Source organism: Synechococcus sp. BA-120 BA3, assembly GCF_034931285.1.
GTDB lineage: Bacteria > Cyanobacteriota > Cyanobacteriia > PCC-6307 > Cyanobiaceae > Cyanobium.
This window is the reverse complement of the sequence record NZ_JAYGHZ010000014.1, coordinates 1-17,229: the sequence shown is the minus strand read 5'-3', so window position 1 is coordinate 17,229 and position 17,229 is coordinate 1. Positions and strand designations below refer to the sequence as shown.

The 17,229-nt window shown below is 69.8% G+C and carries 21 protein-coding genes and 1 tRNA gene; 15 read left to right on the top strand and 7 right to left on the bottom strand.

Annotation, left to right across the window (positions count from 1 at the left end):
- The first annotated feature begins 230 nt into the window (after positions 1–230).
- Positions 231–1,781, top strand: a complete 1,551-nt coding sequence (metG, locus tag VB737_RS01515) for a methionine--tRNA ligase (RefSeq protein ID WP_500310532.1) — start codon at positions 231–233, stop codon at positions 1,779–1,781.
- Entirely contained in the window at positions 1,778–2,911 is a 1,134-nt protein-coding gene (gene lptC, locus VB737_RS01510) for an LPS export ABC transporter periplasmic protein LptC (protein ID WP_500310530.1), read from the top strand. The genes metG and lptC overlap by 4 nt, the downstream gene beginning before the upstream one ends.
- Here the strand turns inward: lptC and VB737_RS01505 are convergent.
- The gene (locus VB737_RS01505; RefSeq protein ID WP_500310528.1) at positions 2,829–3,512 is read right to left on the bottom strand and encodes a cofactor assembly of complex C subunit B; all 684 of its coding nucleotides are present in this window, start codon (positions 3,510–3,512) and stop codon (positions 2,829–2,831) included. The two genes, lptC and VB737_RS01505, sit on opposite strands and share 83 nt — an antisense overlap.
- A gap of 55 nt (positions 3,513–3,567) precedes the next feature.
- On the opposite strand from VB737_RS01505, the gene psb32 reads away from it, so the two are divergent.
- The 6 genes from psb32 (at position 3,568) to VB737_RS01475 (ending at position 7,881) form a co-directional block, all read left to right on the top strand.
- Positions 3,568–4,347 carry a photosystem II repair protein Psb32 gene (psb32, locus tag VB737_RS01500; protein WP_500310527.1) on the top strand — a complete coding sequence of 260 codons (780 nt, stop codon included), beginning with the start codon at positions 3,568–3,570 and terminating at the stop codon, positions 4,345–4,347.
- A 22-nt stretch (positions 4,348–4,369) separates the two neighbouring features.
- Positions 4,370–5,515, top strand: coding sequence for a proton extrusion protein PcxA (pxcA, locus tag VB737_RS01495; RefSeq protein ID WP_500310525.1), 1,146 nt, complete (start codon positions 4,370–4,372; stop codon positions 5,513–5,515).
- A 1-nt stretch (position 5,516) separates the two neighbouring features.
- Positions 5,517–6,095 (top strand): bifunctional adenosylcobinamide kinase/adenosylcobinamide-phosphate guanylyltransferase, encoded by a 579-nt coding sequence (locus VB737_RS01490; RefSeq protein ID WP_500310524.1) that lies wholly within the window; start codon positions 5,517–5,519, stop codon positions 6,093–6,095.
- 12 nt (positions 6,096–6,107) lie between these two features.
- Positions 6,108–6,599 carry a tRNA (cytidine(34)-2'-O)-methyltransferase gene (locus VB737_RS01485; RefSeq protein ID WP_500310523.1) on the top strand — a complete coding sequence of 164 codons (492 nt, stop codon included), beginning with the start codon at positions 6,108–6,110 and terminating at the stop codon, positions 6,597–6,599.
- 154 nt (positions 6,600–6,753) lie between these two features.
- Positions 6,754–7,761, top strand: coding sequence for a LysM peptidoglycan-binding domain-containing M23 family metallopeptidase (locus tag VB737_RS01480; protein WP_500310521.1), 1,008 nt, complete (start codon positions 6,754–6,756; stop codon positions 7,759–7,761).
- 46 nt (positions 7,762–7,807) lie between these two features.
- Positions 7,808–7,881, top strand: a tRNA-Met gene (locus VB737_RS01475).
- Between the two features lie 82 nt (positions 7,882–7,963).
- Here VB737_RS01475 and VB737_RS01470 read toward each other — a convergent pair.
- Positions 7,964–8,317: a hypothetical protein gene (locus VB737_RS01470; protein WP_500310520.1), complete on the bottom strand. Its 354-nt coding sequence runs from the start codon at positions 8,315–8,317 to the stop codon at positions 7,964–7,966.
- A gap of 47 nt (positions 8,318–8,364) precedes the next feature.
- Here VB737_RS01470 and VB737_RS01465 point away from each other — a divergent pair, with 47 nt between their 5' ends.
- Positions 8,365–8,964, top strand: a complete 600-nt coding sequence (locus tag VB737_RS01465; protein ID WP_500310519.1) for a peroxiredoxin — start codon at positions 8,365–8,367, stop codon at positions 8,962–8,964.
- 4 nt (positions 8,965–8,968) lie between these two features.
- On the opposite strand, the gene purQ is transcribed toward VB737_RS01465, so the two are convergent.
- Positions 8,969–9,622 carry a phosphoribosylformylglycinamidine synthase subunit PurQ gene (gene purQ / locus VB737_RS01460; RefSeq protein WP_500310517.1) on the bottom strand — a complete coding sequence of 218 codons (654 nt, stop codon included), beginning with the start codon at positions 9,620–9,622 and terminating at the stop codon, positions 8,969–8,971.
- A gap of 11 nt (positions 9,623–9,633) precedes the next feature.
- Positions 9,634–9,891 (bottom strand): phosphoribosylformylglycinamidine synthase subunit PurS, encoded by a 258-nt coding sequence (gene purS, locus VB737_RS01455; protein ID WP_500310515.1) that lies wholly within the window; start codon positions 9,889–9,891, stop codon positions 9,634–9,636.
- A gap of 93 nt (positions 9,892–9,984) precedes the next feature.
- Here purS and VB737_RS01450 point away from each other — a divergent pair, with 93 nt between their 5' ends.
- Positions 9,985–10,347 (top strand): hypothetical protein, encoded by a 363-nt coding sequence (locus VB737_RS01450; RefSeq protein ID WP_500310514.1) that lies wholly within the window; start codon positions 9,985–9,987, stop codon positions 10,345–10,347.
- A gap of 32 nt (positions 10,348–10,379) precedes the next feature.
- On the opposite strand, the gene cobW is transcribed toward VB737_RS01450, so the two are convergent.
- Together cobW and VB737_RS01440 are read right to left on the bottom strand one after the other, a co-directional pair.
- Complete coding sequence (gene cobW / locus VB737_RS01445) at positions 10,380–11,486, bottom strand: cobalamin biosynthesis protein CobW (RefSeq protein ID WP_500310512.1); 1,107 nt, start codon at positions 11,484–11,486, stop codon at positions 10,380–10,382.
- Between the two features lie 52 nt (positions 11,487–11,538).
- Positions 11,539–12,111 (bottom strand): pentapeptide repeat-containing protein, encoded by a 573-nt coding sequence (locus tag VB737_RS01440; protein ID WP_500310510.1) that lies wholly within the window; start codon positions 12,109–12,111, stop codon positions 11,539–11,541.
- Positions 12,112–12,158: 47 nt separating this feature from the next.
- Here VB737_RS01440 and upp point away from each other — a divergent pair, with 47 nt between their 5' ends.
- The 4 genes from upp (at position 12,159) to VB737_RS01420 (ending at position 15,316) form a co-directional block, all read left to right on the top strand.
- Complete coding sequence (gene upp, locus VB737_RS01435; protein WP_500310509.1) at positions 12,159–12,824, top strand: uracil phosphoribosyltransferase; 666 nt, start codon at positions 12,159–12,161, stop codon at positions 12,822–12,824.
- A gap of 39 nt (positions 12,825–12,863) precedes the next feature.
- Positions 12,864–13,151 carry a hypothetical protein gene (locus VB737_RS01430; RefSeq protein ID WP_500310508.1) on the top strand — a complete coding sequence of 96 codons (288 nt, stop codon included), beginning with the start codon at positions 12,864–12,866 and terminating at the stop codon, positions 13,149–13,151.
- Positions 13,152–13,199: 48 nt separating this feature from the next.
- Positions 13,200–14,876, top strand: coding sequence for a dihydroxy-acid dehydratase (gene ilvD / locus VB737_RS01425; protein ID WP_500310506.1), 1,677 nt, complete (start codon positions 13,200–13,202; stop codon positions 14,874–14,876).
- Positions 14,877–15,091: 215 nt separating this feature from the next.
- Positions 15,092–15,316 carry a ribbon-helix-helix domain-containing protein gene (locus VB737_RS01420; RefSeq protein WP_500310505.1) on the top strand — a complete coding sequence of 75 codons (225 nt, stop codon included), beginning with the start codon at positions 15,092–15,094 and terminating at the stop codon, positions 15,314–15,316.
- Positions 15,317–15,331: 15 nt separating this feature from the next.
- Here VB737_RS01420 and VB737_RS01415 read toward each other — a convergent pair whose 3' ends face one another.
- Positions 15,332–16,138 carry a helix-turn-helix domain-containing protein gene (locus VB737_RS01415; RefSeq protein WP_500310503.1) on the bottom strand — a complete coding sequence of 269 codons (807 nt, stop codon included), beginning with the start codon at positions 16,136–16,138 and terminating at the stop codon, positions 15,332–15,334.
- Positions 16,139–16,798: 660 nt separating this feature from the next.
- On the opposite strand from VB737_RS01415, the gene VB737_RS01410 reads away from it, so the two are divergent.
- The coding region (locus VB737_RS01410; protein WP_500310501.1) for a chemotaxis protein CheB at positions 16,799–17,229 on the top strand (431 nt) is incomplete at its 3' end.

Genomic DNA, 17,229 nt, shown 5'->3' with positions numbered 1-17,229 from the left:
GGCCTGCAGCGCGGCGGCCACGCCACCACTGCCGCCGCCCCAGACGATCACGTCGGCCCTGCGATCGAAGCCCGTGCGCATCGGGGAGAGGGGGCCGGGGTCAGGGGGCCAGCATCCCATCCCGGAGCCATGGGTAGGATCCGGGCCCCGGGCCTGGGCCCACGGGCGTCATGGGGGCCGTCACCGGACACCTTCCTGCCGCCGGCGGACCCGGCCGACGTCGCCTGCCGATGACCTATACCCTCACCACCCCCCTCTATTACGTCAACGACCGCGCCCACCTGGGCAGCACCTACACCACCCTCGCCTGCGACAGCATCGCCCGCTTCCGGCGGCTGCAGGGGGAGCAGGTCACCTTCATCACCGGCTGCGACGAGCACGGCCTCAAGATCCAGCGCTCGGCCGAGGCGGCCGGACTCACTCCCCAGGCCCACTGCGACGCCATCAGCGGCGAGTACCGCGACCTCTGGCGCCGCTGGGGCATCAGCAACGACCGCTTCATCCGCACCACCGACCCACGCCACCGGGCGATCGTGGAGCAGTTCTTCGCCCGGGTCGAGGCCAGCGGCGATGTGGTGGAAGGGCGCCAGCAGGGCTGGTACTGCGTCGCCTGCGAGGAGTTCAAGGAGGAAGCAGCGTCGGCCACCGAGCCCCACTGCCCCATACACCTGCGTCCCCTGGAGTGGCGCGACGAACTCAACCTCTTCTTCCGCCTCTCCCGCTACCAGGAGCAGATCGAACAGCTGGTGGCCAGCGACGGCTTCATCGCGCCCCGCTCCCGCCGCCGGGAGGTGGAGAACTTCGTCGCCGGCGGCCTGCGGGACTTCTCCATCTCCCGGCTCGACCTGCCCTGGGGCATCCCCGTGCCCGGCTACCAGGGCCACACCTTCTATGTGTGGTTCGACGCCCTGCTGGGCTACCTCTCGGCCCTGCTGGAGCCTGACGATCCCGCCGACCTGAGTCTGCTGGCGGAGCGCGGCTGGCCCGCCCAGCTGCACGTGATCGGCAAGGACATCCTGCGTTTCCATGCCGTCTACTGGCCGGCCATGCTGCTCTCGGCCGGGCTGCCCCTGCCGGAGAAGGTCTTCGGCCACGGCTTCCTCACCCGGGAAGGCCAGAAGATGGGCAAGTCCCTGGGCAACGTGCTCGATCCCGACGTGTTGCTGGAGCGCTGCGGCACCGATGCGGTGCGCTGGTACCTGCTGCGGGACATCCCCTTCGGTGACGACGGCGATTTCCAGCAGCAGCGCTTCAGCGATCTGGTCAACAACGACCTGGCCAACACGATCGGCAACCTGCTCAACCGCACGTCTTCGATGGCGCGCCGCTGGTTCGACGGGGCCGTGCCGCCGGCCGGGGCCGCCGCCGCCGCTGACCATCCCCTGGCCCTGCGCTGCCTGGCCTGCGCCGAGGCCGTCGATGGGGCCCTGGAGGCGCTGGATTTCCGCACGGCGGCCGCCGCGATCCTGGAGCTGGCCGAGGCGGCCAACGGCTTCCTGAATGATCGCGCCCCCTGGAAGGCGATCAAGGCCGAGGAGGGCCGCGCCGGAGTGGCCGAGGACCTCTATGCCGTGCTGGAGACCAGCCGCTGGGTGGCGGTGCTGCTGGCCCCCCTGCTGCCGGATCTTTCCGGGCGCATGCTCGAGCAGCTCGCCCAGCCGCCCTTGGTGGCCGACAGCGGCTGGACGGCGGCCCGACACTGGGGGAAGCTGGCCAGTGAGCTGGCCCTGCCCGAACCGACACCGGTGATGCAGCGACTGGAACTGGATTCCCCCCTTTGACGCTCCCTTTCCCCGCGCGATCCTGGCGCCTGTCGGCCCTGCTGCTGCTGCTGCTCACCGGCTGCGGCCGCAGCGACGTCGCCCGCGAGACGGCCCCCACCCCCTTCGTGTTCCGTTCCCTGGATCTGCGCCAGCAGGATGTCTTCGGGCGGCCCAACTGGGAACTGACCAGCCCCGAGGCCCGCTACGACCTGCGGCGCCGCGTCGCCCGGGCCCTGCAGCCCCGCGGCGTGATCTACAGCGACGGCAAGCCCGCTTACCGGGTGGAGGCCTCCACCGGCACCGTGATCAATGACGGCGCCGTGATCCTGCTGGAGGGCAGGATCCGGCTGCAGCGGCTGGGCAAGGAGCCGGTGATGATCCAGGGCTCCCGGGTGCGCTGGCTTCCCTCCCGCAACCTGATGGAGATCGACCGCCATCCGGAGGGTTTCGACCCCCACACCCGGCTCTCCGCCCAGCGGGCCACCTTCCGTCTCGACAAGGACACCCTGGAGCTGCAGGGCAAGCCCCAGCTGCAGCGCTGGGCCCAGGCGTTCGATCCCTTCCGGGCCAACCCCGTGGGCGCCCCCCAGATCCTGGTGACGGTGACCTCGGTGCTCTGGCAACCCGGCAGCGGTGCCCTCACCGCCCGCGGGCCGGTGCTGGGGGAACGGCGCCCGCCGGGTTCGGCCTCCAACCGCCCGCTCCAGACCCTCACCGCCACCTCCCTGGTCGGCAACACCCAGACCCAGCTGTTCAACCTCGGGCCGCCGGTGCTGTTCAGCGACCCGGCGGTGGCCGGCGGCGCCAGCGCCCGGGGCAAGGCCCTGCAGGTGGATGCCGCCCAGCATCTGGTGCGGATCCCCTCGGGCTGCTTCCTCCAGCAGGACGGTGCCAGCCTTGAGGCCCGCACCTGCTCCTGGAACTGGCAGACCCAGGCGGTCACCGCCGATGGCTCGGTGCTGCTGCAGCGGCCCGCCAGCCGCCAGCTCACCCGCGGCGGCGTGCTGCGCGGCCAGCTGGGGGACAAGGGGGCCGTGGTGGTCACCAACCCCGGCGGCCGGGTGTTCAGCCAGTTCCAGGTGCCGCCGTCGACGGCGGCACCAAGGCCGGTGGCGCCGCGTCCGAAACCGGAGCCAATTCGCCTCTGAGCCTGCGGGCCCAGCCGTCGATCCAGGCCAGATCGCTGCGGCTGAAGCAGCGGGGTGACCAGCCGCCCAGCACCAGCACCCCCTCGGCGCCGAGGGGCTGGACCACCACCGCCGGCAGTCCGGTGGGCAGGCTGCTGAACTCGTCCCGGCCCGGGTAGAGCTTCAGATCCACCAGGGAGATGGCCTTGCCGCTGGCCATGCTGCGCTGGCAGATCGCCCCGGGAAGGAAATCGCCGCTGCCCAGCACGCCCCGCTCCAGCAGGGTGCGGCCGCGCCAGTGGAGCAGCACCACCGCCGCCGGCGTCGCCGTCAGCAGCATGGTGCTGCCCCAGCCCAGTTCCTTGGCCAGGGACGCCTCCAGATCCGGCGCCAGACGCAGCCCCTCGGGGCCCTCCAGCGGCACCCGCTCCGGCGCCACGGGCTCCACCCGCTGCCAGAGCAGGGCGACCAGCAGCAGCAGCACCGCCAGGATGCTGGCCAGCACCGAGGCGCGCTCCAGGGGCGGCTCCAGGCTGGGGGCGGTCATCTGGTTGAGCACCACCAGGGCCAGGCCCGTGGCGCCGCAGGCCAGGACGACGCGGGCGGGGGCGGACATCGTCATCGTGGGGAGGCGGCGTTGCGGGGCGTGGCGAGGCGTGGCGGAAGCTGTCCCCAGGATGCCGGAACGGGGCCGCAACGGCAGACTGGTGGCGTCTTGCACGATGGCCTTGGCTTCAGTGACGCCTCCGGTGACGGCAGCGCCCCCCGGCCGCTCCGGGCTGCTCCGGTCCCTGCTCTCCCTGCTGTTGGCCTTCGGCCTGGTGCTGGCGGCGCCGGTCGCGGCCGCCCGGGCCCTGTCCGCGGCCGACCTGCCCGCCAGCCCACCGGCCGACCATGTGCTCGACGGCGCCAACGTGCTCAGCCGGGCGGGCAAGGCCGAGATCGAGCGCCAGCTGCAGTCCTTCGGCGCTGAACGGGTCGATGCCCGCCTGATCACCCTCACCCGGCTCGACTACGGCCTCGATCTCCAGACCCTCGCCGGGCAGCTGGTGGAGCGCTGGTCGGCCGATCCCCCCGCCGGCGGCAGTCCCGACCCCCTGCTGCTGCTCCTGATCGACACCCAGACCCGCTCCACGGCGATCGCCGCCCAGGCCCCCCTCGACCGCCAGTTGCCCGATGAGCTGCTGGAAAGCACCGCCGAAACCACGATGGTCCAGCCGCTGCGCAGCGGTGACCGCTACCGACAGTCGGCCGTTGATGCCCTGCAGCGCCTCGCCGCCGTGCTGCAGGGCGGTGAGGACCCCGGTGAACCCGTCGTCGAGGAGGCCGTCGCCGTCGTCAGCAACATTCCCACCCGGGAGGAGACCTCCAGCAGCAACGCCTTCACCTGGGTGATCGTCCTGCTGGTGGTGGGCACGGTGGTGCCGATGCTCACCTGGTGGGTCTTCTCCCGTTGATTCCCCCGCGACCCGCCTCCCCATGGGACTGACGAACTGGATGGGTACCTTCGGGCGGGCCCGCTCCCTCGACCTGAGTTCCGATCTCGAGCGCGGCTACGAAGCCGCCCTGCTCATCCAGAGCATCGAGATGGAGCATTACAACGACCGTCCGGTGCGCCCCGAACTGGAGCTCAGCATCCCGCGGGCGATGCAGGCCCAGGTGCTGCGCCGTTTCCGGGCGGCCCTGCAGGTCTGCCGCCAGTCCAGGCAGATGCTCGCCCCCTATCGGCAGGAGCTCTCCGGCCAGGAGCTGCGCCAGTACCAGCTGATCGACACAGTCACCGCCCGCTACGCCGTGGCCCGGGAGGAGCTGCCGGCCCTGAGCCGCACCCCTGAGATGCTGCCCCGCAGCCTGGTGAGTGTGGTCGACCAGGTGCGCCGCCAACTCGACCCGGAGGCGGAGGCGAGCGTGGTGGCGGGCTTTCGCCGCCGCCGCGACTCCACCCTGGTGTCGCTGCGGATCCTGCTGCTGCTGGTGCTGGTGCCGGTGCTGGTGCAGCAGGTGAGCCGCACCTATGTGGTGTCGCCCCTGGTGGATCGTTTCGCTCCCGACAACGCCTTCCTCACCTACCCGAAACCCCAACTGGAGGAGCGGGCCGTCGAGAAGCTGCGCGTCTACCAGGCGGAGATCGAGTTCGACGCCCTGCTGGCGGGCCGGGCCCTGCCCAGCCGCGAGGAGCTCCAGACGGAGCTGGCCAAGCGCGCCCAGGAGCTCAAGGAGGAGGCCGATCAGGAAAGCACCCACGCCATCAAGAACGTCCTGGCCGACGTCTGCGGCTTCATCGGCTTCGTGGCGGTGGCGATCCTCGGGCGGCGCGACATCCAGGTGCTGCGGGGCTTCATCGACGAAATGGTGTACGGCCTGAGCGACAGTGCCAAGGCCTTCGCCATCATCCTGTTCACCGACATCTTCGTCGGGTTCCACAGCCCCGAGGGCTGGACGGTGCTGCTGGATGGGATCGCCAATCATCTGGGCTTACCGGCCAGGGAGAATTTCGTGATGCTCTTCATCGCCACTTTCCCGGTGGTGCTGGCCACGATCTTCAAGTACTGGATCTTCCGCTATCTCAACCGCGTCTCGCCGTCCTCGGTGGCCACCCTGCGCAACATGAACGGTGGCGGTTGAGGTGGCGGCTGAGCCCCCGTCCGGGCCCCAGCGCCATCCCCGCCTCACGCTGGTCAGCGGGCCTTCACGGGGCGGCAAGAGCCGCTGGGCCGAGCATCTGGCCGGCGCCAGCGGCCTGGCGGTGATCTACCTGGCCACCGGGCCCTGCCTGCCCGACGACGAGGCCTGGCAGGAGCGGCTGCGGCGGCACCGACTCCGGCGTCCGCCCGCCTGGGGCTGCCGCGAGGTGGGCGGTGAACTGGCCGCCGAGCTTGGACGTCTGCTGGACGGCCAGCTGGGACTGGTGGATTCGCTCGGGACCTGGGTGGCCGCCCATCTGGTGCTGGAGGAGCCGGACTGGCGGCACCGCTGTGACGAGCTGCTCGGCGCCATCGGCGCCTGCCCGGCCCCCCTGGTGGTGGTCTGTGAGGAGACGGGCTGGGGCGTGGTGCCGGCCACGGCGGCCGGATCCCGCTTCCGCGACCGGCTCGGGGCCATGCAGCAGACCCTCCAGGCCCACAGCGAGGCAGCCTGGCTGGTCCTGCAGGGGCGTGCCCTCGACCTGCTGGCCCTGAGTCAGCCCGTGCCCCCCGGGCCCTGAGGGCCGCCCCGGATGCCCCGCGTCGTTCTCTACCAGCCCCAGATCCCGCCCAACACCGGCAACGTGGCCCGCACCTGCGCCGCCACCGGCTGCGAACTGCATCTGATCGAACCCCTGGGCTTCGCGATCAGCGATCGCCATCTGCGCCGGGCCGGCCTGGATTACTGGCCCTGGGTGTCGCTGCACCGCCACGGCGACCTGGAGCGCTTCCAGGCGGAGCGGCGGCGGCGGGGGGGCCGGCTGGTGGCCCTCAGCAGCCAGGCGGAGGCGGCCTACACCGACTTCCGCTTCCATCCGGACGACTGGCTGCTGTTCGGGCGGGAGACGGACGGATTACCGAACGCCCTGCAGGCGTCGGCCGAGGCCCGGCTCACGATCCCGATGGCCTGCCGGGCCCGGGAGGGCCAGGGGGGCGTCCGCAGCCTGAATCTCTCGGTGTCCGTTGGCATCGTGCTGTTCGAGGCCCTGCGTCAGATCGGGCCCGCCCCGGGGAGCGACTCCTGAGACCCGAGCGGGACAGTCCCGATGTCCCGACCGAGTTGTGCCTGAGGAACCTTGCCGCCTGTGGTTCATAGCGCTACTGTCTGCCGGACCCGCAGATGTTGGCTTCTCTGCTGGGTTTTGTCCGCTGGATGTGAAATGCATGAAGCCTTTCCGCTTGATTCTTCCCTTTCTGCTCTCCACACCGGCCGTCGTGCCGCTCGTGGCCGTTCTCGCTGACGATTCCCCCAGCACGGTGTCCACCGAGACCCTGCTGGCCTCCCTGCCCTCCGCCACCGACCGGGTCTGGGTCAAGGTGCGCCGGCCGGTGTCCATTGAGGAGCTCTCCACCGCCCTCGACCTCGATGAGAGCCGCCTGGCCCGGCTGAACGACGTCGATGAGGACCACCGCTTCGGCAACGGCGACTGGCTCGTGGTGCCCTCCCGGGGCAAGGAGCGCCTCGGCCGCATCGCCTCCCTCGACGCCTCCGCCCAACGCCAGAGCCCCCCTGTGTCCACCCCGCCGCCCGTCGAACGGGATGGCGTCGTCCGTTTCGGCGACACGGTGCTGAAGCTGGCCCAGCGCTACGGCCTGAGCGTGGCCGAGCTGATCCGCCTCAATCCAGGCCTGGAAACCGCCCGGCTCGTGGTGGGCAGCCAGGTGCGGCTGGCCCAGTCGGCTCCGGGGCGTTCCCGCATGCTGCTGGGCCTCAAGCCCTCCGTCAGCGGCGGGATCAGCTGGCCCGACACCCCTGAGTTCGGCGACCCGCAACCCCCGTTCAACGGCGGCACCACAGCCCCCTCCACCACCTGGATCTGGCCCACCCGCGGCGTGTTCACCTCCGGTTTTGGCTGGCGCTGGGGCCGGATGCACAAGGGCATCGATGTGGCCAACAACGTCGGCACCCCGATCATGGCCGCCAGGGAGGGCCAGGTTGTCTTCGCCGGCTGGCATGACGGCGGCTACGGCTTCTTTGTGGAGATCGCCCATCCCGATGGCAGCCGCAGCCTCTACGCCCACAACAGCCGCCTGCTGGTGGCCAGGGGCGAAACCGTCACCCAGGGTCAGGTGATCAGCCAGATGGGCAGCACCGGCCGCAGCACCGGTCCCCACCTCCACTTCGAGATCCACCCCCCCGGCCGCGGTGCGGTCAACCCCCTGCAGATGCTCCCCCCCCGGGCCTGACCCGGGCGGGGGTCCGTGCCGACCATCGTCTAATGTGGGATGGATTGGCTCGGTAGCTCAGCTGGTTAGAGCGTGGGATTCATAACCCCAAGGTCGGGAGTTCAAGTCTCCCCCGAGCCATTGACCTGGGATCATGTTCTCTGATCCAATGCAACCAGGCTGGATTTGATTCCAGCCATTTTGCATTGAGAAAAGCCTTGATTCAGCGCATCTCGATGGCGTTGAGGCGTTCGCGGAAGCTGCGGGCATTGGCCGCCTCCTGGCTTTCGACACTGTCGACCCGCACCGGCAGCGGAGCCACCACGGGCAGCGCGGGGGCCGCGACGACGACGGGCTGGGAGCTCTGCACCGACCGGCGGCTGCGGCCGTAACCCCCGGACTGGGAACGGTTCTGCAGGGCGCGGGTGAGGCTCTTGCTGCGGTTGGCGGCGCCCACGGTTTCGCCATCCTTGGGACGGATCAGGGGATTGCCCTTGAGTTCGGAGCGCAGCTGATTGATGAGGCGGAAGTGCCCGGTGGTGTTGTATTTGCGCAGAACAGTTGGATCCCAACCCATGGCACAGGCATCGCTACGTTGAATGGCATCGTAGGGCCAGGCCCACCATGACCAGCAGCGGCAGGCTTGTGGGCCTCGAAGCCCCGGACTTTCACGCCACCGCGGTGGTGGACCAGGAGTTCAGGGAGCTGTCGCTGCGCCACTATCGCGGCAGGGATGTGGTGCTGTTCTTCTATCCCCTCAATTTCACCTTCGTCTGTCCCACGGAGATCACGGCCTTCAGTGATCGCCATGCCGAATTCGCGCGCCTCGACGCCGCCATCCTGGCCGTGTCCGTCGACAGCCCCTACAGCCATCTGGCCTGGGTGCAGACCGACCGCAAGAGCGGTGGGCTTGGGGATGTGGCCTACCCCCTGATCTCGGATCTCAACAAGGAGATCGCCCGGGCCTACCACGTGCTCGACGAGGAGGCCGGCACGGCCCTGCGGGGCCTGTTCCTGATCGATCCCGACGGTGTGATCCGCCACAGCACCGTCAACGACGTGGCCGTCGGGCGCAGTGTCGATGAAACCCTGCGGGTGCTGCAGGCGTTCCAGCTGGTGCGCCAGCAGCCCGGCCAGGTGTGCCCGGCCAACTGGACGCCCGGGGCCCGCACCCTGGCCGCCGATCCCCGCGGCAGCCGCGACTTCTTCGCCGCACTGGACTGAGAGCTCAGCCGAGGAGCGATTGCAGCAGGCGGCGACCGTCGAGGCCGCCGGTGACCGGGTCACAGGCCCGCTCGGGGTGGGGCATCAGGCCGAGCACATTGCCCGCGGGGTTGCTCAGGCCGGCTACATCACCCCGCGATCCGTTCGGGTTGGCGATGTAGCGCAGCACAACGCAGCCCTGATCCTCGAGGCGCTCCAGCTGCTCCGGCTCCACCTGATAGCGCCCTTCCCCGTGGGCGATCGGCAGGCTGATCCGCTCGCCGGCGCCGTAGGCACCGAGCCAGCGGCAGGCCCCGGGCTGCACCTCCAGCGGGCTGCTCTGGCAGAGGAAGTGCAGATCCCGGTTGCGGGTGAGGGCGCCGGGGAGCAGGCCCATCTCCGTGAGCACCTGGAAGCCGTTGCAGATGCCGAGCACCGGCCCGCCGCGCGCCGCGAAGCTGCGCACCTCCTCCAGCACGGGGGCGAAACGGGCGATGGCGCCGCAGCGCAGGTAATCGCCGTAGCTGAACCCCCCCGGCAGCACGACGGCCTCGAGGCCGGAAAGGTCGCGCTCCTCATGCCAGAGGAAACGCACGGGGATGCCCAGGCAGCCCTCCAGGGCCCAGGCCACGTCCCGGTCGCAGTTGGAGCCGGGAAACACAACGATGCCGACGGTCATCGGTCCGCCCCTCAACCCGCTTCGGCCAGTTCCAGCGACCAGTCCTCGATCACCGGATTGGCGAGCAGGCGGTCGCTGAGCAGTTCAAGCCGGGCCTGGGCGGTGGCCCGATCCGGCGCCTCCAGATCCAGCTCGATCGCCTTGCCGATCCGCAGGCGCTTCACCCCTTCCACCCCGAGCCGGGCGGCGGCGGCCCGGGTGGCCTCCCCGGCGGGGTCCAGCACGGAGGGACGCAGGGAAACCTGGACGCGGGCGTTGAAGAGCGGCACCGGGGGCACGGACGTTTGTTAAATCTTGGCAGCACGCCCCACCACCCCCGCGGCGCACCACCAGCCTGGAGTTGACGCTCCGCACCGCTGGCCGTGGTGCTCTCCCTGCGACGGTTTCTGCTGGATCCACGGGGGCCTGGGTTGCTGGCCTGGCTGACGGGCCTGGCCGTGGCCTGCGCGGCCCTCCAGGCCCACACCCTGCCGGGGCTGGTGTCGCTGCAGTGCCGCGTCGCCGATGGTCCCTGGCAGGAGTGTCAGATGCAGGTCGAGGAGCTCGGCCTCCACTGGTTCCTGCTGGTGGGGGGCCAGCGGATCGAGTTCCGCCACGATGGCCGGGGCCGGGTGACGATGCTCAAACCCTCCGGCCGCTGGCAGCCGGTCAACAGCCGCTGGGTGGAGAACACCAATCTGTGCTGGGATGGGATCTGCGCCAGGGGCGACATCCCCCTCGACTGACACACGTCCACCACCCAGGTGCTGCCCCCGGGTCAGAGACGATCGAGGGCCTCGCGCAGGGGGCCGGCGGCGCCGGCGGTGGCGAGCGCCACCAGCTCCAGGCCGTCGGGGCCATCACCCTCGGGGGCAGGGGAGGGGCCCGAGCGCTCCTCGTACCAGCAGTCGAGGCGACGGCCGACCCCCTGGATCTGCAGCGGCAGGCGCTTGCCGCCCTGGCTCAGCCGTCCCTTGAGCCGCACGACCGGATGGTCGATCAGCAGTTGCTGCAGCTGGGCCTCCAGGGCCGCCCGCCCCCACTGGCCGGCGCGGCGCACGACGATCGACTCGATCGCCACGTGGGCATGGTCGTGATGGTCGTGATCGTGATCGTGGTGGTCGTGATCGTGATCGTGATCGTGGTCGTCGTGGTCGTGGTCGTGGTGGTGATCGGGGGCCGGGTCACGGCCGGGCCCGTCCAGCACCAGGGAGGGATCGAGCCGGCCCCGGGCCATGGGCAGCACCACGGTGCCGGGGCGCAGGTCGGCGCGCAGCGCCTCGGTCACCCGGGCGAGGGCTTCCGGCTCCAGGCGGTCGGCCCGGCTCACCAGCACCAGGTCGGCGGCACCGAGCTGGTCAGCGAACAGGTCCTCGATGGCGCTGATGTGGTCGAGGCTGGGGTCGGCGCGGCGCTGGGCCTCCACCGCCTCGGCATCCCCCACCACGTGGCCGGCGGCCATCGCCTCCCCATCCACCACCGTGACCACCCCATGCACCCGGGTGCGGCTGCGGATTTCCGGCCAGCCGAAGGCGGCCACCAGGGGCTCGGGCAGGGCCAGGCCGCTGGTTTCCACCACGATGCCGTCAAGCCGGTCGGCCCGCTCCAGCAGGCGCTGCATGGTGGGCAGGAACTCATCCTGCACGGTGCAGCAGAGGCAGCCGTTGGCCAGCTCCACGAGCCGATCGCCCAGATCCTCCTCAGGGCAGAAGCCGCAGGAGGCGATCAGATCACCGTCGATGCCCACCTCGCCGAACTCGTTGACCAGAACGGCCAGCCGCAGCCCGCTCTCCAGCAGCAGGTGGCGCAGCAGGGTGGTCTTGCCGGCCCCCAGAAATCCGGTCACCACCGTGACCGGCAGCCGTCGGGTGCTGGTGGCGGTCATCGGGACAGGGGCAAGGGGAACCGAAACCTAGGGGAGGCCCCGCCCGCGGCGGTCAGCGGCAGCCGAGGCTCTCCCGTGTGTCGACGCCGGTGACGGGATGGCTGCCGGAAGCACGGGCGCAGAGGGCCTTCTGCTCCGGCAGATCGAGCACCGCGTCACTGAAGTCGGCCCCGTCGATGCGGGCCTCGCGGAAGCGGCTCTGCATCAGCATGGCGTTGCGAAACTGGGCGCCCCGCAGGTCGGCCCCGTCGAAACGGGTGGCGAAGGCCACCACATCCTCCAGGTCGGCGCCGCGCAGGTCGGCCTGGCGCAGGTCTGTGGAGTTGAAGACGGCCCCGCGCAGGTCGGCGTCCCGCAGATCGAAGCCCTCCATCGAGGCCTTGAGGAACTCCTGCTGCTGCAGGTTGCGGCCCCGCAGGTCGGGGTCGAGGTCCTGGAAGGAGCGCTGGGCCCGCAGCTCCGGCGCGGTGATCGCCTCGGCCGGCGCCACCGGCAGCACGGTCCAGACGAGCAGCAGGGCCAGCGCGGTCCCCAGCACCCCCCCAAGGACGGACCCCAGCCGGACGGCCCGCAGGGCCCGGAACCGCCGGACGATCACCGGGACGTCAAGGGAACGGGAAACCATGCCACACCGGTACGCTGCCGGATCAAGTTAGGCAGACGCAGCCCGCCATGAGCATGTCCCTGCGGGTGGTGGTCCCCCCCCATCCCCTGATCGGCCACTGGCTCACCCTGCTGCGCGACGGGGCCACCCCCTCCCCCCTGTTCGCCACCGCCATGGCGGAGCTGGGCCGCTGGCTCACCTATGAGGCGCTGCGCGACTGGCTGCCCCATCGACCGGTGTCGGTCACCACGCCCCTGGGCCACTGCGACGGCCAGGTGGTCGATCCGGAGGTGCCCCTGCTGGTGATCCCGGTGCTGCGGGGGGGGCTGGGGCTGTGGCAGGGGGCCCAGTCGGTGCTGCCGTCGGCCCAGCTGGCCCACGTGGGCATCGAGCCCTGCGGGCCGGATCACAAGCCCCACTGGTTCCTCGATGACCTGCCGGCCACCATCGATCCCCGCAGCGGCGTGCTGGTGTTCCTGCCGGTTCTCGCCAGCGGCTCGATCCTGCTGGCCCTGCTCGACCGTCTGGCGGGCCTGGGGGTGGAGGGTCAGCGGCTGCGGGTGATCACCACCCTGGCGGCCAGCCCCGGGCTGAAGGTGGTCGGCGAACACCACGGCCAGCTCACCATCTACTGCGCCGGCATCGACCCCGAGGTCGACAGCCGCCACCGCGTCGTTCCGGGTTTCGGCGAGGTGAGCGAGCGGCTGTATGGAATCGCCGCCACCACTGCCTAGGCTGGGGCCCTCAGGTCCAGATGCCCCCCGTGCAGGTTCATGGCTGATTCCCGGCAGCAATCGTCCGCCAGCGGCAGTCTGGTTCTGCTGGCCGGGGCCGCCGGGGCGGTGATGGGGGCTGCTGGACTGGCGGTCTGGCTGCTGCGCCGGGCCGAACGGCACCGGCTCGCCCAGCGCCAGCTGCGGATGCTGCGCGTCTCCCGCCTGGGCGAAGGGTTGGAGGACTCGCCGGTGAGCAGCGACCAACTGCACGACCGCGTCCAGAAACTCAACCAGGCGATCGACGAGGTGCGCCGCCAGCTGGAGCAGCTGCAGCCCCAGGCCTGAGGGCGCGGGCCCCTCGGTAAGTTGCAGCAGATCCGTTCCTCCCCGGCCATGCTGCGCTCCGACGCCATCACCAAGGGCCTCCAACGCTCCCCCAACCGGGCCATGCTGCGGGCTGTCGGTTTCGGCGACGGGGATTTCGGCAAGCCGATCATCGGCATCGCCAACGGCTACAGCACGATCACGCCCTGCAACATCGGCCTCAACGACCTGGCCCGGCGGGCCGAGCAGGCCGCCCATGGGGCCGGAGCCATGCCGCAGATGTTCGGCACCATCACCGTCAGCGACGGCATCTCGATGGGCACCGAGGGGATGAAGTACTCCCTGGTGTCGCGCGAGGTGATCGCCGATTCGATCGAAACCGCCTGCAACGCCCAGAGCATGGATGGCCTGCTGGCCATCGGCGGCTGCGACAAGAACATGCCTGGCGCCATGCTCGCCATGGCCCGCATGAACATCCCGTCGATCTTCGTCTACGGCGGCACGATCAAGCCTGGGAAACTGGGCCCCTGTGATCTCACCGTGGTGAGTGCCTTCGAGGCGGTGGGGCAGCTCTCCGGCGGCCGGATCGACGAGGCGGAGCTGCTGGCGATCGAGAAGAACGCCTGCCCCGGCGCCGGCAGCTGCGGCGGCATGTTCACCGCCAACACGATGAGTTCGGCCTTCGAGGCCTTCGGCCTGAGCCTGCCCTACAGCTCCACGATGGCGGCGGAGGACCCGGAGAAGGCCGAGAGCGCCGCCCGCTCGGCCGAGGTGCTGGTGCAGGCGATCGCCGCCGGCATCCGCCCCCGGGATCTGCTCACCCGCGAGGCCTTCGAGAACGCCATCGCCGTGATCATGGCGGTGGGCGGCTCCACCAACTCGGTGCTGCACCTGCTGGCGATCGCCCGCACCGCCGGCGTGCCGCTGACGATCGACGACTTCGAGACGATCCGCCAGAAGGTGCCGGTGATCTGCGACCTCAAGCCCAGCGGCCGCTATGTGACCGTCGACCTGCACCGGGCCGGCGGCATCCCCCAGGTGATGAAGCTGCTGCTCGACGGGGGCCTGCTGCACGGGGAGTGCCGCACGATCGAGGGCCGCACCCTGGCGGAGGTGCTCGCCGACGTGCCCTCCGAACCTCCGGCCGGCCAGGACGTGATCCGGCCCCTCTCGAACCCCCTCTACGTCCAGGGCCACCTGGCGATCCTGCGGGGCAACCTGGCCGAAGAGGGCAGCGTGGCCAAGATCAGTGGCGTCAAGAACCCGGTGATGACCGGCCCGGCGCGGGTGTTCGAGAGCGAGGAGGAGGCCCTGGCCGCGATTCTCGCCAAGCGGATCAGCGCCGGTGATGTGGTGGTGATCCGCTACGAGGGGCCGGTGGGCGGCCCCGGTATGCGCGAGATGCTCGCCCCCACCGCCGCGATCATCGGGGAGGGACTGGGGGATTCGGTGGCCCTGATCACCGATGGCCGCTTCTCGGGCGGCACCTACGGGATGGTGGTGGGCCACGTGGCCCCGGAGGCCGCCGCAGGCGGCACCATCGCCCTGGTGCAGGAGGGCGACAGCATCACGGTGGATGCGAAGCAGCGGCTGCTGCAGCTCAACGTGGACGAGGAAGAGCTGGCCCGGCGCCGCAGCACCTGGACCAAGCCCGCCCCCCGCTACCGCACCGGGGTGCTCGGCAAGTACGCCCGGCTGGTGAGCAGCAGCAGCCTCGGGGCCGTCACCGACCTGCCAGCGGACTGAGCCCGCGGCGTTCAGCCCGTTTTCAGGAACGTGCAACTTGTGCAAAGCGATGCAGGCCTGCACGCAACGTGCAGGCCCCCTGCTGCTGACCGCAGCAGGGTGAATCGCGCGCCGGAACTGGTGTTTCGCCCCTGAGCGCGCCCCGGCGTTGCATGAAGCGGCTCGCCACCGATCACGAAATCGGTCTTAGAGCATGGGTAGTCACCCCTGGACCCATGCGAAGCCACTCCGAACCCGGTCCCTTCCTGCGGCCGGTGCGTGTCACGATCACGATTCCGTACAACGCCTATCAAGCCCTCGTGGAGCGCAGCAACGTCCAGGGGCGCTCCCTCTCCAACCTGGCCGCCTACCTGCTCGAGTCGGCCCTGCAGACCGCGCACCCGAGGGAGCACACCGAGTCCCGCCCCGAGTTGGCGGATGCCTTCCGTCGACGGGCCTGAACACCGCGGTCCCGGCTACTCCTTCCGGGACTCCCGCAGCAGCTGGGACGGCTTGACATGGAAGCGCTGCTGGAAATCGACGCTGAACAGTCCCAGGGAGCGATAGCCGCATTCACGGGCGATGTTCCCCACCGTGTCGTTCGGTTTCGGACGCTCCAACCGTTGCCGAGCCCGGTCAAGTCGCTGCATCTTGATCCACTTGGTGGCCGTGCAACCCATACGCTCGGCGAAGGCATATTGCAGTGCCCTGCGGGAGTAATGGCTCCTCGCTTCCAGGTCGGTGAGGGAGAGCGTCTCACCCAGATTCTGCCGGATGTAGTCGATCAGTTCATCGAAGGAATCACGGCCATGCTGCTGCCGTTGCAGGAGCCGATCCATGGACTTGTCCTGACGCATCTCCGGCAGCAGCATGGCCACCATCAGCCGATAGATCTGGTCTTCGAACTGCAGCCGATCAAGCAGACCCCGGCCATACCCCGACAGCTGCCCAGCCATGGCAATGGTCTGCCGTAACGCCGCGAGCAGGGACGGAGCGACAGGGTTCGCGGGCGGGCTCCAGCCGTGGGCCTGGCAGACAGTTTCATCCCAGCCTTTCGGTTTCAGCTGATAGCCCCCCATCGCCATCGCCGTCTCCAGAAGTCGGTCCCGCGTCAGGGAAAAAGCCACGGCGGATGAGAGGGTACTCTCCATCGTGCAGGCCGCACTGGCCATCAGGACGCAGCCCCCCATGGCACAGGGCCAGGTGGTGGAGCCCTGTCGCAGCCGCTGTTCACCGCCGTAGCCCAGCACGACGATGTGCTCCTGGCGTTCCGAAAAGACCATCCGCATCGGCCTGGCCGTCCAAGCTGTGGCCACCAGGCTGCCGAGATGGAGATTGGTGCCATAACACCACCAAGAGGCCTCAGGTTCCAGCGGCATGATCTCGACCAGCGGCAGGGCTTGCTGCAGCTGGCAGGTGCAGGCATGTGGGTCCTCACACGGCCGAAGCTGGCGCAGCAGAGGATTGGAGAAATGGGCTACCTCAGGGTGCCGTTGACTGGGGAAGCGAGCCTCGCTAGCCATACGAAGCCTCACCTCCTCATTTCCTGATTTCCCGATTTCCTGATTTCCTCTCTTTGCTCATAGTATCACAGAATCGGCGTTACTTCTGTCCGTTCGGTTGCGATCTCCGCCACGGAGAACACAACCTTACAAGCCTCAACATCTCCCGCCGCATCCATCGACCAAGGTTTGCAGTTCATGATGATTTGCGACAGGAATCCGTACCCATGAAGCTCCCCTCATTCCTCACGCTGACAGTCGGCCTCCACCGCGGTCATCCGTCATGTCTGCAGCAGCTTTTTCCCCTCATTTCAGAAAGGTCTTATGGGCTACGGTGGTTTACATTGAGAACCAACCATCACGGTGTCGATGACCCTAGAAGAATCCACTGACGCGGAGTCTTCTCCGGCACCATCCACGCCCCCCGGGGCCGAACCCGGCATGCACCTGGTGGCCATCGGCGCCTCGGCCGGCGGCCTGGAAGCCCTGCAGACCCTTCTGGCCAGCCTTTCCCTCGGCGGCAGCGTGGCCTATGTGGTGGCCCAGCACCTCTCGCCCGACCACGGCAGCCTGATGGTCGAGCTGCTGGGGCGGGTCACGCCACTGCAGGTACTCGAGGCCGTTGACGGGGCCACCTTGCTGCCGGACACGGTCAGCATCTGCCCCCCCAACCACGACATCAGCGTGGAAGGGAACCGGGTGAGGCTGGCGGCGCCCGAACCCCGCTTCTGCCCCAGCCCCAGCATCGACCGGCTGTTCGAATCGATCGCCGACCACTGGAACGGCCATGGGGCCGCCGTGGTGCTCTCCGGCACCGGCTCGGACGGTGCCCGCGGCCTGCGGGCCGTGCGGGCCGCCGGTGGGCTCACCAT